The organism is Asticcacaulis solisilvae, from assembly GCF_052327315.1.
GTDB classification, from domain to species: Bacteria; Pseudomonadota; Alphaproteobacteria; order Caulobacterales; family Caulobacteraceae; genus Asticcacaulis; species Asticcacaulis solisilvae_B.
The window spans coordinates 1,516,754-1,530,144 of record NZ_CP166196.1; the positions used below are offsets into that span (position 1 = coordinate 1,516,754).

Genomic DNA, 13,391 nt, shown 5'->3' on the forward strand with positions numbered 1-13,391 from the left:
AGATGAGCCTGCCGCCGCACCCGATGGTCGCCACGCCCGACGAGGCCAAAGCCTTCCTCGACGCGCATCCCCACATTCAGTATTTCGAGGTCTTCTTCACCTCGATGGCCGGGGTGCCACGCGGCAAGCGCTTGCGCCGTCATGAGCTTCTGCCGATCTACGAATACGGCCGCTTCCTGCCGGGCTCGATCCTGGTGGTCGACACGCAGGGCGCCGATGTCGAGGAAACCGGGCTGGTGTGGGAGGACGGCGATGCCGACCGCGTGGCGCGTCCCGTGCCCGGAACCCTCGTGCCGGCGCCGTGGCTGGGCGACGACATCGGCCAGGTCATGCTGTCGCTCTACGAGCTTGACGGCGCCCCCAACGATATCGATCCGCGCCACGTGCTGAAACGCGTCCTCGACCGCTATGAAGCCGATGGCCTGACGCCGGTGGTGGCGTGCGAACTGGAATACTACCTGGTCGACATCGCGCGCGGCGTGAATGGAGAGCTTCAGCCCGCGTCCGCCTTCAATACGGCTGAGACGCCGCAGGGCACGCAGGTCTACGGCCTGCCGGAAATCGAAGCCCACGGCGCCTTTTTCCGCCAGCTGTGGGAGACGGCGGACGCCCAGGCCATCCCGCTGGAGGGGGCGATTTCGGAATTCGCGCCCGGGCAGGTCGAACTGACGCTGAAGCACAAGCCGGATGCCCTGCGCGCCGCGGACGACGCGGTGATGTACAAGCGGCTGGCCAAGGGCGTGGCGCTCAATCTCGGCATCGAGGCGACCTTCATGCCGAAGCCGTGGGCCGACCGCGCCGGATCGGGCTTCCACGTCCATATCTCGGTCGCGGGCAAGGACGGCAAGAACCTGTGCGCCGCCGACGATCCGTCCGGCTCGCCGCTGCTGCACCATATGATCGGCGGCATGAAGGATCATCTGGCGGACTGCATGGGGATCCTGGCGCCCGGCGCCAACAGTTTCAAGCGCTTCAAGGCCAATTCCTATGCGCCGGTCGGCCTGACCTGGGGTGTCAACAATCGCACGGTTTCGCTCCGTGTCACGGCGGGGCCGGCGCACACGCGCCACGTCGAACACCGCGTCGCCGGCGCCGACGGCAATCCGTACCTGGTGCTGGCGGCGATCCTGGCGTGCGCGCACCACGGTATTACGCACAAGACCGATCCCGGCCCGGCGGTCGTCGGCAACGGTTATGCGGCGGCGGCCGAATCGGGCGCGACCTTGCCGACCAACTGGTACGCGGCTGTGGATTATCTCGATAAATCGCGGACGCTCAGGGAATATCTCGGCGACCGCTTCGTTGACATGTATGTCCGCGTCAAGCGCACCGAACAGGCGCGCTTTTTCGAGGCCGTCGGCGAACTGGATTACGAGTGGTACCTGCGTAACGCGTGAATTCAGGCCACGGTCAGTGGAAATCGGAAACTGTGCCCGCCTGTGATCACATTTAGCGATTGACAAGGCCTGAAAGCCGTATTCCTCTTTGTTAACGATTTGTGTCGCGTGCCCTATCCGTCCAGCCACCCGGAACATCCCAGGAGCCAGCCATGAGTTCACGTACATCCCGCCGTTCGCTGTTGACCGCGCTGGGCGCGGCCGCCGTAGGCATCAGTTTCGCGGGCCTCGAAGGCTGCAGCAAGGCCGATGGCTCCAAATCCGCCGGGCCCGAAGAGGCCAAGCTCAACTTCTACAACTGGGATACCTATATCGGCGAAACGACGCTCGACGACTTCAAGAAGGCGACGGGCATCGCGGTCAATATGACGCTGTTTGCGTCGAACGACGAACTGTTCGCCAAGCTGAAGGCCGGTAATCCCGGCTATGACGTCATCGTCCCGACCAACGATTACGTGCCGCGCATGATCGAAGCCAACATGCTGATGCCGCTCGATCACAGCAAGATTCCGAACTTCAAGAACGTCAATGCCGACTTTCAGAACCCGGTCTACGACCCGGGCCGGAAGTACTCCATGCCCTATACCTGGCTGGTCATCGGCCTCGGCTACCGCAAGTCGAAGATGAAGGGCGTCGTGCCGGATTCGTGGAAGTACGTTTTCGACTCCGACATGTTCAAGAAGCGCCTCACCGTGCTCGGCGATTCCGCCGACATGGTGCGCCTGGCCGCCAAGTACCTGGGCTACAGCCTCAACAACATCCCCGACGACGGGCTTGCCAAGATCGAGGCCCTGCTGACCAAGCAGACCAAGGCCGGCAATATCCTCAAGTTCGCCGGCGACGAAGGCGACCAGATGCTGGCCGACAAGGAAGCCGACCTGGTCGTCGAATACAATGGCGACATCGCGCAGCGCATGCTGGTCGACAAGGATATCGGCTTCGTCATCCCCAAGGAGGGCAGCGAACTGTCGTCCGACACCCTGGCCATTCCGGTCGGCGCGCCGCGTCCCGACAATGCGCACAAGTTCATCAACTTCATCCTCGACGGCCAGAACGGCGCGGAAATCGCCAAGACCATCCAGTATGCGACGCCGAACGACGCGGCGCGCGCGCTCATGCCCGACACGTACAAGAACAATCCGATCGTCTTCCCGACCCCGGCCGAACTGTCGAAGTGCGAATACGCCCAGTTCCCGGGCGTCGAGCGGGCGCAGAAGTACGAGGAGATCGCGACGCGCGTAAAGGCTGCCGCTTCCGGCGCCTGACGATCCGGGACAGCCCGGCGTGACGCCGGGCTTTTTCGCCTGCGGATTTGAAGGAGAGACATGGAACAGAGCTGGCGTCAGGCCAAATCCATATTCGTGACCATGCTGAGCGCGCCGCTGTTCTGGCTTGTCGTGTTCTTCATGGTGCCGATGGCGGTCGTATGGCTGTTCAGCTTCGGCGAGAACAGGGGGGTGGTCGATATCGCCATCACGGGAACCTGGTCGAACTACGCCCACGCCCTTACACCGCTCTATCTCGGCATCTTGTGGAAATCGATCTGGATCGCGGCGCTTACGACCTTTCTGTGCCTGGTCATCGCCTTTCCGGTCGCCATGGCGATCACCTTTGCATCGGAAAAGTACAAGGCCTGGCTGCTTCTGCTGATCATGCTGCCGTTCTGGACCAACCTTCTGATCCGCACCTACGCCCTGATCGCGGTGCTGCGCCACGAAGGTTACGTCAACAGCCTGTTGGGCATGGGCTGGTCGGGCGCCAGTCACCTGGTCGCGGCCATGGGCGGTCATCCGCTCGGCGATTTCCAGCCGCTGGACCTGCTGTATAACAATTTCGCGGTGATCATCGGGCTGGTCTTCGTCAACCTGCCCTTCATGGTGCTGCCGCTGTATTCGACGCTCGACCGCATGGACCGCTCGCTGCTCGAGGCCTCCATGGATCTCGGCGGCGGACACCTGCGCACGGTATGGAACATCATGGTGCCGCTGGCCATGCCCGGCATCGCGTCGGGCATCCTGATCACCTTCATCCCGGCGCTCGGCTCCTACCTGACGCCGGACATGCTGGGGGGGCCGGATTCGCAGATGATCGCCAATATCATCGAGGGTCAGTTCAAAGGCGCCAACAACTGGCCCTTCGGCGCCGCGCTCAGCTTCGTCCTGGTCTACATGACCTTTATCGGCATCGCGATCCAGGGCGTCATCGAGAGCCGCAGCAAGCGGGAGCGCCTGGCATGAGCGACGTCGTCATCAACCGCCGCCTGCCGCCCGGGCCGCTGGAATATCTACGGCGCTGGCCGATCCAGCTTTGCCTGGTGGCCGTGGCCCTGTTCCTGTACGTGCCGCTGATCAGCCTGATGGTCTTCAGCTTCAACGACACCAAGTCGAATGTCGTCTTTCATGCCTTTTCGCTGAAATACTACGAGAAGGCCTTCACCGATGACAGCCTGGTGACGGCGCTGGGCAATTCCCTGACCATTGCGACAGTGTCATCGATCATCAGCGTCGTCATCGGCGCCATGGCGGCCATCGTGCTGTGGCGCTTCCGCTTTCCGGGCAAGACAGCGTTCGATGGCGGCCTGGCCATCCCCATCGTCGTGCCGGAAATCTGCATGGGCGTCGCCATGCTGGTCTTTTTCGCCAAGATCTGCCCGTGGCCGACCAACCTGCCGTGGCCGTTCAACATGGGCGCCATCATTATCAGCCACGTGTCGTTTTCGTTTCCCTTCGTCACCGTCGTGGTGCGCTCGCGCCTGGCCAGTTTCAACCGCGAACTCGAAGAAGCGGCCAAGGACCTGGGGGCAGGGGAACTACGCGCCCTGCTGGACGTCGTGGTGCCGCACATCCGGCCGTCTCTGATCGCCGGGGCGCTGCTGGCCTTTACACTCAGCCTCGACGATTTCGTCATCACCTTCTTCACCGCGGGGCCCGACACCCTGACCTTCCCGGTCAAGGTCTATTCAATGGTGCGGTTCTCGGTGACGCCCGAGGTCAATGCCGCCTCGACCATCCTGATCGTCATCACCGTCCTGTTGACCTTCGTCGCCCTGCGCTTCCAGGGCAAGAGCGCGCTGACCGCCGGTCACGGCGTGCCCGATCATACCTGAGTGGACCCCATGACCGACGCGAAACCCATCATCCAGTTCGAAAACATCACCAAGCGCTTCGGCAAGGTGGCTGCGGTCGACAATGTCTCGCTGACCATCAACGAAGGCGAGTTCTTCTCGCTGCTCGGCCCGTCGGGCTGCGGCAAGACCACGCTTCTGCGCATGCTGGCGGGCTTCGAGATGCCGACCGAGGGGCGCATCCTGATCGACGGCAACGACGTCTCGCTGGTGCCGCCGAACAAGCGGCCGGTCAACATGGTCTTCCAGTCCTACGCCGTCTTTCCGCATATGAGCGTGCTCGACAACGTCGCCTACGGCCTCAAGATGGATGGCGTCGCCGCATCGGAGCGCCGCGACCGCGCCGAGGAGGCCCTGAACCTGGTGCAACTCGGCGGCTACGGCACACGCAAGCCCGACCAGCTTTCAGGCGGCCAGCGCCAGCGCGTGGCGCTGGCGCGTGCCTTGGTCAAGAAGCCGCGCGTGCTGCTGCTCGACGAACCGCTGTCGGCGCTCGACGCCAAGCTGCGCGACCAGATGCGCACCGAGCTGGCCATTCTGCAGGACAAGGTCGGCATCACCTTCATCATGGTCACCCACGACCAGGACGAGGCCCTGGCCCTGGCGACGCGCTGCGCCGTCATGAACAAGGGCCTGCTGCAACAGGTGGCGACGCCGTCGGACCTGTACGAGTTCCCCAATTCGCGCTTTGTCGCCGACTTCATCGGCAGTGTGAACCTGTTCGAAGGCACGCTCGACGTCGACGCCAAGGACCATGCCGTCATCAATACGCGCGACATTGGGCCGATCTATCTCGACCACGGCGTCACCGGCCCGGAAAAGGGGATCGTCTGGGCCGCCGTCCGTCCCGAGAAGATCGAGCTGCACAAGCGTACCGACACGCCGCCCAAGGTCGATGACGCGCCCGAAGGCTACAATGTCATCGCCGGCGTCATCAAGCTGATGACCTATCTCGGCTCGGAAACCATCTACGAGGTCGAGATCAACGGTGGGCGCCTGATCAAGGTGGTGCGCCCGAACCTGACGCGCTGGGAGCAGGAAGATTTCACCTGGGACGAAAAGGTGTGGCTCAGCTTCCACGCCTGCTCACCGGCGGTGCTGTTAAGCTAAGGGAAGTGGTCCACAGATTACACAGATTTCACAGATTTTTCAGGGCATTATTGGTTCGATCGTAGCTGACGACCTGTTCTGAATGCGCTTCGCGCAATCCAATCTGAAGTCTCCGGACCACAACATCACGCTCGGAATAGTCTGTGAAATCTGCGTAATCTGTGGACCACTTCCTTCAGAGTTTTCCACGCCTTGAAAAATGGTAATTTCCCTCCGTCCACGGCATTTTTTTGCTTCCAAATTCGCCTGTTTGGCGTACCTTCTCATTTTCCTGAAATGGGAGACGGCGCATGGCGAGCAAAAAGCCCGTTGTCGGCATCATGGCCTGTAATCGCACCGTGGGCGTGGAAAACGCCCACGCCGTGATGGAACGCTATGTGCGCGCCGCCGTGCTGTTCGGCGATTGCCATGCCCTTCTGATCCCGCCCATGACCGAAGGCTTTTCGTCGGGCGCCATCACGGAGCGGCTCGACGGGCTGATGCTGACCGGATCACCGTCCAATATCGGCGCGCAACGCTACGGTCAGGACGGCGGCGAGGGACCGTTCGACGACGGCCGCGATACCGTCTCGCTGGCCATGATCGAATGCATGGTCACCATGGGTAAGCCGGTCTTCGGCATCTGCCGCGGCTTCCAGGAAATCAATGTCGTGCTGGGCGGGTCGCTGCGCCGCGACGTCGGCCGCCGCATGGGCAGCGCCTTGTCGCACCATGCCCCCGACAGCGCCGGTTTCGACGCCATGTTCGATCATCATCATCCTGTCGATCTTGTGCCGGGCGGCGTGCTGGCGGGCGTTTACGAACGGCCGCGGATTTCGGTCAATTCGGTGCACTATCAGGGCATCGACAAGCTGGGCGAGGGGCTGACCGTCGAAGCCCGTGCGCCCGACGGCCTGATCGAGGCGGTAAGCGCCAATATCGGCGGATCGCAGGTCCTGGCCGTGCAGTGGCACCCGGAATGGCATACGGCCAGCCACCCCGACAGCCAGGTCTTCTTCCACCTGATGGGCTGCGCGCTGCGCGGCGTCCCTATGGAAACCGTGCGATTGCAAGCTGCAAAATTGTGATCACAATATTTGACTTTCGGCCCGGTTTGGCCGAGAGTCGGCGCCAGTAATTCCATAGGCCGCGCCATGACCGTTCCCGTTTCGAAGCCCATCCGCAACTACGATGTCGACGCCCTGCGTCAGCTCGACATGGCGCACCACCTGCCGGCCCAGACCGACTACCAGCTCCAGCACAAGCTTGGCGGTTCGCGCATCATCACACGCGCAGAGGGTTGCACCATCACGGATGCCGAAGGGGTAAGCCTGCTCGACGGCATGGCCGGGCTGTGGTGCGTCAATGTCGGCTACGGCCGTGAGGAACTGGCGCGCGTGGCCTATGAGCAGATGCTGGAACTGCCCTATTACAACACCTTCTTCAAGACGGCGACACCGCCGCCGGTCAAGCTGGCGGCGAAGATCGCCGAGAAGATGCGGATCGGCAATCCGGACCTGACGCACGTCTTTTTCAACTCCTCGGGCTCGGAAGCCAACGACACCATCTTCCGCCTGGTGCGCACCTACTGGGACCTGGCCGGCCAGCCGAAGCGCAAGGTCTTTATCAGCCGGCGCAACGCCTATCACGGTTCGACCGTGGCCGGCGCCAGCCTCGGCGGCATGAGTTTCATGCATGTCCAGGGCGACCTGCCGATCCCGGGCATCGAGCACGTCGACCAGCCTTACCTGTTCGGCGAAGCCTTTGGCGAAAATCCCGACGCATTCGCCGACCGCATGGTCAAGTCGATCGAAGACCGTATCCTCAAGGTCGGACCGGAGAACGTCGCCGCCTTTATCGGCGAGCCGGTGCAGGGCGCCGGCGGCGTCATCATCCCGCCCAACGGTTACTGGAAAAAGGTCGAGGCCCTGTGCCGCAAGTACGGCATCCTGCTGATCTGCGACGAGGTCATCTGCGGCTTCGGGCGCCTGGGCGAATGGTTCGGCCACCAGCATTACGGCATCAAGCCCGACCTGATCGCCATGGCCAAGGGCCTGTCGTCGGGCTATCTGCCGATCTCGGCGGTGGGCGTGTCGAAGACCATCGTCGACGTCCTGCTCGAAAAGGGCGGCGACTTTGTCCACGGCTACACCTATTCCGGCCATCCGACGTGCGCCGCCGTGGCCCTGGCCAATATCGAAATCATGGAAAACGAGGACCTGATCGCGCGGACACGCGACGTTACCGGGCCGTATCTCGCGAAAGCGCTCAGGCGTCTCGATGCCCATCCGCTGGTTGGCGAAGCGCGCTCGCTGGGCCTGATCGGCGCGGTCGAAATCGTCGCCGAAAAGGGTACGAACACACGTTTTACCGGCAAGGAAGGCGTCGCCGGACCTATGGTTCGCGATCTTTGCATCAAGAACGGCCTGATGGTGCGCGGTATCCGCGACAGTATCGTCATGTGTCCGCCGCTGATCATCACCGAGGCCGAGATCGACCGCCTGGTCGATATTATCGAACGGTCCTTGACCGAGGCCGAACCGGCGCTCCGTGCCTTATGACTGAATGATCACGCCGTACCAGCCGAGACCTTGGTAGGTCTCGTAGCCTGGCGTGCGGTGGAATGCGATCAACTGCCCCGACGCATCGACATAGTGGCCCGAAGCCGTGCCGCCTGTGATCAAATGGATGCGTTCGGTCAGGATACCCTTTCCGTCCGAAGCCGCGATAACCAAGCCGGTCGAGTCGATCAGCAGGGCGCGCGTCCGCGTCCGTTCGTCCTCGGACAGACGCACGCCCTCGGTGATCGCCGCGGCCTGGGGCGCCCAGTCGAAATGAATGCCCAGCACGCCGATCAGTTCGCCGTCGGCGCGGCCACCGCGCCGGACACCCGTGGCGTAGGTGGCGATCTGCGAATGGCGAAGCAGCGGCTCGGTGACGATATCGGCGACGGCGAATTCGGTGCCGCTGCGCAAGGCCGCGGCGCGCTTGAACCACGGACGGTCTCCGACATTGGTGCCGATGACGCCGTAGCGGTCGGGGCGGCCGTTGGCGATGACGCGGCCTTCCAGGTCGCACAGCCACAAATCGAGATAGACGGTGTAGGAGTCGAGAATGACGCCCAGGCGCTCGCAGGCGTGCTGGCGGCCTTCGGGCGAGGGGCCGCCGGCCTGGCCGACCATGGCCGCGTCGGTCGCCCACCAGCGCACGTCGCACGTCCGTTCATACAGGTTGCGGTCGATCAGTTCGACGGCGTTGAGCGCCAGGTCGGTGAAACGCACGCCCTGGCTCTGCGCCGCCATATCCTGGGTCAGGCCGTCGAGCTTGACGATCTCATGGCCCAGGTCGCGCGCCAGGTCCTCGACCTCGCCTGATATCGAACGCACCTCGTCGGCGACCACGGAAAAACCGGCGCCCTTGTCGCCGGCGTGCTTGGCTTCGATCAGGGCGTTGAGCGCCAGGATGCGCAGCTTGCTGGTCACGGCGCGGATGTCGCGGACCTTGGCGCTGGTGACGGTCTTGGCGCGCGTCGTTTGCGCGATGATGTCGGCCAGCGACACGGCCGAGCGTTCTGCGGAGGGCATGGGTTACCTTTGTTGCGTTGCAATATGGCGCGACGCTGAAGGCCCCGGAGTTAATGCGGGGTAAATTTTGCGGCCCCACAAACCATTGCACAAGGGGTAATATGTTGCGTGTGCGAAGACTGTCACGCCTTTGCCACGCTTGCTTTTGCGCTGAAACGATTTTGGTTTCAATTGAAATTATGTGTGACGCGAGGAGGCGCTGGCCGGTTCAGCCCTGAATGATCACGCCGTACCAACCCAGCCCCTGGTAGGTCTCGTAGCCGGGCGTGCGATGAAAGGCGACAAGCCGCCCCGAGGCGTCGGTATAGCTGCCCGAGGCGCGGCCGTCGGTCCGCATCTGGAGGCGTTCGTTAAGGAGGCCATGGCCGTCCGAAGCGGCGATGACGCGCCCCGTGGAATCGGCCAGCAGGGCGCGGGTGCTGCCGCGTTCGGCTTCCGACAGCCGCAGCCCCTGCATGATCGCCATGGCCTGGGGCTGCCAGTCGAAGTGGACACCCAGCACCCCCAGCAGCCTGCCATTCGCATCGCCGGCTTCGCGCACGCCCGTGGCGTAGGTCGCGACGTGCGCGCCGCCGAGCAAGGGCTCGGCGCGGATATCGGCTGCCGTGAAGTCGTCACCCGTGGCCAGGGCGCGGGCCTGCTGGAACCACGGTTCCGCGGCGACGCTTTTGCCCGCGACGGCGTACACATCGGGCCGGCCATTGGCAATGACATGGCCGTCGAGATCGCACAGCCACAGATCGAGATAGACGGTGTACGCGCTGAGGATCACCCCCAGGCGGCGCGAGGCATGCTGGCTGTGCGCCGGCGATGGCTGGCCGGCAGCCTCGACCACGGCCGTATCGGTCGCCCACCAGCGCACGTCGCAGGTGCGTTCGTAGAGGTTGCGGTCGATCAGCTCGATGGCGTTGAGCGCGAGGTCGGTCAGGCGGGCGCCCTGGCTTTGCGCGGCCATGTCGCGGGTCAGCTGTTCCAGGGCCGAGATCTCCTGGCCCAGTTCATCGGCCATCAGCTTGGAAATGGCTTCGACCTGAGTGGAAATCTGGCGGACTTCGTCAGCGACGACGGCGAAGCCGGCGCCCATGTCGCCGGCGCGCTTGGCTTCGATCAGGGCGTTGAGCGCCAGGATGCGCAACATGTTGGTGATGCCGGTGATATCGCGCAGGCGTCCCGTGGTGACGGATTTCGCCTTGGCGGTATGCGCGACGATATCGCGTATGCTGATGGCCTGCATGTGTTTCCCCCGGAGATTCCTCCGATTATTTGTATGATGTGTGGCGGGGGACTGGTTAATCGAACCTGAATTTTGCCGCGCGTGTCACGCTCTGTTTCAAAATGTTTCGACCATGTGAAACTTGTCTTGTGGACTTACAACCGGTCGCGCAGGGCGTAATAGCTGAGCCCGGTCACCAGGGCCGGCCATCGCAGGAAGCGGCCGCCGAAAAAAGCCGGGGTCGGCAGGCGCGACAGCAGTTCGATATCGCGGGTATCGCCCATGACGGCGCGCGCCAGAAGCTTTCCGAAATAGGGGGCCAGCACGACGCCCTGGCCGCTGTAGCCGGCGCTGACCAGGACATTGCGCGACAACCGCCGCACGAACGGGGCGCGGCTGAGCGTGATGGCCAGGGTTCCGCCCCAGGCGTGGGTAACGGCGGCGTCCGCCAGTTGCGGATAGATTTTCAGCATATTGCGCCGGACCATGCCGGCGATGTCTTTCGGGAACCACGGCGTATAGTTTTCGCCGCCGCCGAACAGCAGGCGGTTGTCCGGCGTCTTGCGCCAGTAGTTCACCACGAAGCGCGAGTCGGCGGCCGCCACGTCGCGCGGCAGGACGGCGGGATCGTCAAGCGGTTCGGTCACCAGGATGAAGTTGTTGATCGGCATGACGCGGGCGTCGACCGTGCCGTCGAGCCCTTCCATGTAGCCATTGCCGCACAAGAGGACCGTATCGCAGGTCAGACGGCCGTGTTGCGTATGCAGAACGGGCCGTGCGCCCGCCGTATCGATGCGCAGAACACGGGACTGTTCGAACAGGCTTGCGCCGACGTCCTCAGTGGCACGCGCCATGCCCAGGGCCAGTTTCAACGGGTGCAGGTGTCCGCCGCCCGCGTCGTAAATTCCGCCGTGATAGACATCGGTGCCCAGTTCGGCGGCGACCGCATTACGGTCCAATAGCGATACCTTGTCATAGCCGTATTCCCGGCGGACGAAGTCGGCATAGGCGCTGTCGTCCTTGGCGAAATGCGGCTTGTGCCAGGCATGAATCAGGCCGGATTTCAGCTCGCAGTCGATACCGTGCCGCGCAACGAGGTCGTAGAGGCTGGCCTTTGCGTCCTCGGCCATGTCCCACAACTGGCGCGCGGCATCGGCCCCCAGTTGGGTGGAAAGGGTCTCGGGATCGACGCGCTGTCCGGTGTGAATCTGCCCGCCGTTGCGGCCCGACGCGCCTGAGCCGATATCGGCGCCTTCCAGCAAGGCGACACGGACGCCCTTCGCCGCCAGTTCCAGCGCGGCGCCCAGGCCGGTGTAACCTCCGCCGACAATCCCGACCTCGACGCTCAGCTCGTCCTCAAGGCGGGGCCGAACCGGCGGCGCATTGACCGTCGCTCGGTACCACGATCCTTCGGGATGGCCGGTGTTCTGCATCAGGCGTTCAGGTAAGGAAGGGGGCACGTGGGGGAAACGCTGTTTCCCCCACGAAGACTACACGTTGAGAAGCAGGAATTCCCGCTCCCACGGGCTGATGGTCTGCATGAAGGTCTCGTATTCATAGAGCTTCACGCGCGTATAGGCCGTGCAGAACTGTGGCCCCAGCAGGTCGATGATCGGCTGGGCGCGCTCCATCTTGATGATGGCCTGGACGAGCGAATAGGGCAGGTCGCCCTGCGGCAGGGTCGAGGCGTCTGAATCGACGGGATCGGACGGCTTCAGCCTGTCGATCATGCCGAGATAGCCTGACGCCAGCACGGCGGCGATCGCCAGGTAAGGATTGGCGTCCGACGACGGGATGCGGTTCTCCAGGCGGCGGTTGTCGCTGTCGGCCGGCGGTACGCGCAGGCCCGCCGTGCGGTTGTCGTAGCCCCACTGCGTATTGACCGGGGCGCCCGAGCCCTTGGCCAGCCGGCGGTAAGAATTGACATAGGGGGCCAGAAGCGAGGTGATGGCCGGCATGTATTTCTGCTGGCCGGCGATGAAGGCGAAAAACGCGTCGGTCGGCTGGCCGGTCTGGGGATCGGAAAAGATGTTCTGGCCCGTTTTTCGGTCAATGATTGACTGGTGAATGTGCATGGCCGAGCCCGGCTCCTGCGCCATCGGCTTGGCCATGAAGGTGGCGTAGATGTCGTGCTCCAGCGCCGTTTCCTTGATGGTGCGCTTGAACATCATCACCTGGTCGGCCAGTTCCAGCGGATTGCCGTGGCGCAGGTTGATTTCCATCTGCGCCACGCCGGATTCGTGGATCAGGGTGTCAATTTCAAGCCCCTGCGCCTCGCAGTATTCGTACATATCCTCGAACAGGGCGTCGAACTCGTTGACCGCCGAGATCGAATAGCCCTGGCGGCCGGTCTCCGGCCGGCCGGAGCGCCCGACCGGCGGCTTCAGCGGATAGTCGGGGTCGATATTCTTTTCGACGAGATAGAATTCCAGTTCGGGCGCGATGACCGGTTCCCACCCCTTGGCTTCATAGTAGCCGAGCACGCGGCGCAGCACCTGGCGCGGGCTTTCCTCGACCGGGCGGCCATCGGGATGGAAGGCGTCGTGGATGACCTGGGCGGTCGGGTCGTGCGCCCACGGCACGACCGACAACGTGTTGAAATCGGGCCTGAGGAAGATGTCGGTATCGGACTGCACCGTGCCGACGACGCCTTCCAGGTCGGGATAGTCGCCGGTGATCGTTTGATAGAAAACGGCCAAAGGCAGGTTCATGTACGGGGCGTTGAGGAACTTCTTCGCCGGCATGATCTTGCCGCGCGCTACGCCGGCCAGGTCGGGGATCAGGCATTCGATCTCCTCGATGCCCTGGCTGGACAGCCACTCGCGGGCATCGTCCAGCGACGCCACGCCGCGCCGGGAAAAGGCCTTCTTGCGCTTGCCCTTCGATTTCATCGATGACTTCATGTTGTCGTGCGACATGGGAATCGCCTGCCGGATTGGATGTTCGACCGATCATGACACCGGCGGGAGCTCAATCCAAGGCTC

11 protein-coding genes are annotated in these 13,391 nt (G+C 63.4%); 7 read left to right on the forward strand and 4 right to left on the reverse strand.

All coding sequences use genetic code 11. The annotated features are described in order from the left end of the window. Positions 1–2: 2 nt before the first annotated feature. From AB8717_RS06890 to AB8717_RS06920, 7 genes are all read left to right on the forward strand, one after another. On the forward strand, positions 3–1,397 hold the full coding sequence (locus AB8717_RS06890) for a glutamine synthetase family protein (RefSeq protein WP_443750298.1): 1,395 nt from the start codon (positions 3–5) through the stop codon (positions 1,395–1,397). 152 nt (positions 1,398–1,549) lie between these two features. After that, complete coding sequence (locus AB8717_RS06895; protein WP_443750299.1) at positions 1,550–2,662, forward strand: ABC transporter substrate-binding protein; 1,113 nt, start codon at positions 1,550–1,552, stop codon at positions 2,660–2,662. Positions 2,663–2,722: 60 nt separating this feature from the next. Further along, the gene (locus AB8717_RS06900) at positions 2,723–3,634 is read left to right on the forward strand and encodes an ABC transporter permease (protein ID WP_443750300.1); all 912 of its coding nucleotides are present in this window, start codon (positions 2,723–2,725) and stop codon (positions 3,632–3,634) included. Then, positions 3,631–4,503: an ABC transporter permease gene (locus AB8717_RS06905; protein WP_443750301.1), complete on the forward strand. Its 873-nt coding sequence runs from the start codon at positions 3,631–3,633 to the stop codon at positions 4,501–4,503. The genes AB8717_RS06900 and AB8717_RS06905 overlap by 4 nt, the downstream gene beginning before the upstream one ends. Before the next feature lie 9 nt (positions 4,504–4,512). Then, complete coding sequence (locus tag AB8717_RS06910) at positions 4,513–5,631, forward strand: ABC transporter ATP-binding protein (protein ID WP_443750302.1); 1,119 nt, start codon at positions 4,513–4,515, stop codon at positions 5,629–5,631. A gap of 290 nt (positions 5,632–5,921) precedes the next feature. Further along, entirely contained in the window at positions 5,922–6,698 is a 777-nt protein-coding gene (locus AB8717_RS06915) for a gamma-glutamyl-gamma-aminobutyrate hydrolase family protein (protein ID WP_443750303.1), read from the forward strand. Positions 6,699–6,764: 66 nt separating this feature from the next. Then, complete coding sequence (locus AB8717_RS06920; RefSeq protein WP_443750304.1) at positions 6,765–8,171, forward strand: aspartate aminotransferase family protein; 1,407 nt, start codon at positions 6,765–6,767, stop codon at positions 8,169–8,171. Here the strand turns inward: AB8717_RS06920 and AB8717_RS06925 are convergent. The 4 genes from AB8717_RS06925 to AB8717_RS06940 all read right to left on the reverse strand — a co-directional run bounded on the left by AB8717_RS06925 (position 8,166) and on the right by AB8717_RS06940 (position 13,298). Then, complete coding sequence (locus tag AB8717_RS06925) at positions 8,166–9,194, reverse strand: methyl-accepting chemotaxis protein (RefSeq protein ID WP_443750305.1); 1,029 nt, start codon at positions 9,192–9,194, stop codon at positions 8,166–8,168. The two genes, AB8717_RS06920 and AB8717_RS06925, sit on opposite strands and share 6 nt — an antisense overlap. Before the next feature lie 208 nt (positions 9,195–9,402). Beyond that, positions 9,403–10,428: a methyl-accepting chemotaxis protein gene (locus tag AB8717_RS06930; RefSeq protein ID WP_443750306.1), complete on the reverse strand. Its 1,026-nt coding sequence runs from the start codon at positions 10,426–10,428 to the stop codon at positions 9,403–9,405. 134 nt (positions 10,429–10,562) lie between these two features. After that, positions 10,563–11,840 carry an NAD(P)/FAD-dependent oxidoreductase gene (locus tag AB8717_RS06935; protein WP_443750862.1) on the reverse strand — a complete coding sequence of 426 codons (1,278 nt, stop codon included), beginning with the start codon at positions 11,838–11,840 and terminating at the stop codon, positions 10,563–10,565. Between the two features lie 57 nt (positions 11,841–11,897). Further along, on the reverse strand, positions 11,898–13,298 hold the full coding sequence (locus AB8717_RS06940) for a glutamine synthetase family protein (protein ID WP_443750863.1): 1,401 nt from the start codon (positions 13,296–13,298) through the stop codon (positions 11,898–11,900). Between the last annotated feature and the right edge of the window lie 93 nt (positions 13,299–13,391).

Coding starts and splice junctions, on each gene's coding strand:
- AB8717_RS06940 (WP_443750863.1), bottom strand. CDS start 13,298: ATGAAATCGAAGGGCAAGCGCAAGAAGGCCTTTTCCCGGCGCGGCGTG.
- AB8717_RS06930 (WP_443750306.1), bottom strand. CDS start 10,428: ATGCAGGCCATCAGCATACGCGATATCGTCGCGCATACCGCCAAGGCG.
- AB8717_RS06915 (WP_443750303.1), top strand. CDS start 5,922: ATGGCGAGCAAAAAGCCCGTTGTCGGCATCATGGCCTGTAATCGCACC.
- AB8717_RS06895 (WP_443750299.1), top strand. CDS start 1,550: ATGAGTTCACGTACATCCCGCCGTTCGCTGTTGACCGCGCTGGGCGCG.
- AB8717_RS06935 (WP_443750862.1), bottom strand. CDS start 11,840: ATGCAGAACACCGGCCATCCCGAAGGATCGTGGTACCGAGCGACGGTC.
- AB8717_RS06925 (WP_443750305.1), bottom strand. CDS start 9,194: ATGCCCTCCGCAGAACGCTCGGCCGTGTCGCTGGCCGACATCATCGCG.
- AB8717_RS06890 (WP_443750298.1), top strand. CDS start 3: ATGAGCCTGCCGCCGCACCCGATGGTCGCCACGCCCGACGAGGCCAAA.
- AB8717_RS06905 (WP_443750301.1), top strand. CDS start 3,631: ATGAGCGACGTCGTCATCAACCGCCGCCTGCCGCCCGGGCCGCTGGAA.
- AB8717_RS06900 (WP_443750300.1), top strand. CDS start 2,723: ATGGAACAGAGCTGGCGTCAGGCCAAATCCATATTCGTGACCATGCTG.
- AB8717_RS06910 (WP_443750302.1), top strand. CDS start 4,513: ATGACCGACGCGAAACCCATCATCCAGTTCGAAAACATCACCAAGCGC.
- AB8717_RS06920 (WP_443750304.1), top strand. CDS start 6,765: ATGACCGTTCCCGTTTCGAAGCCCATCCGCAACTACGATGTCGACGCC.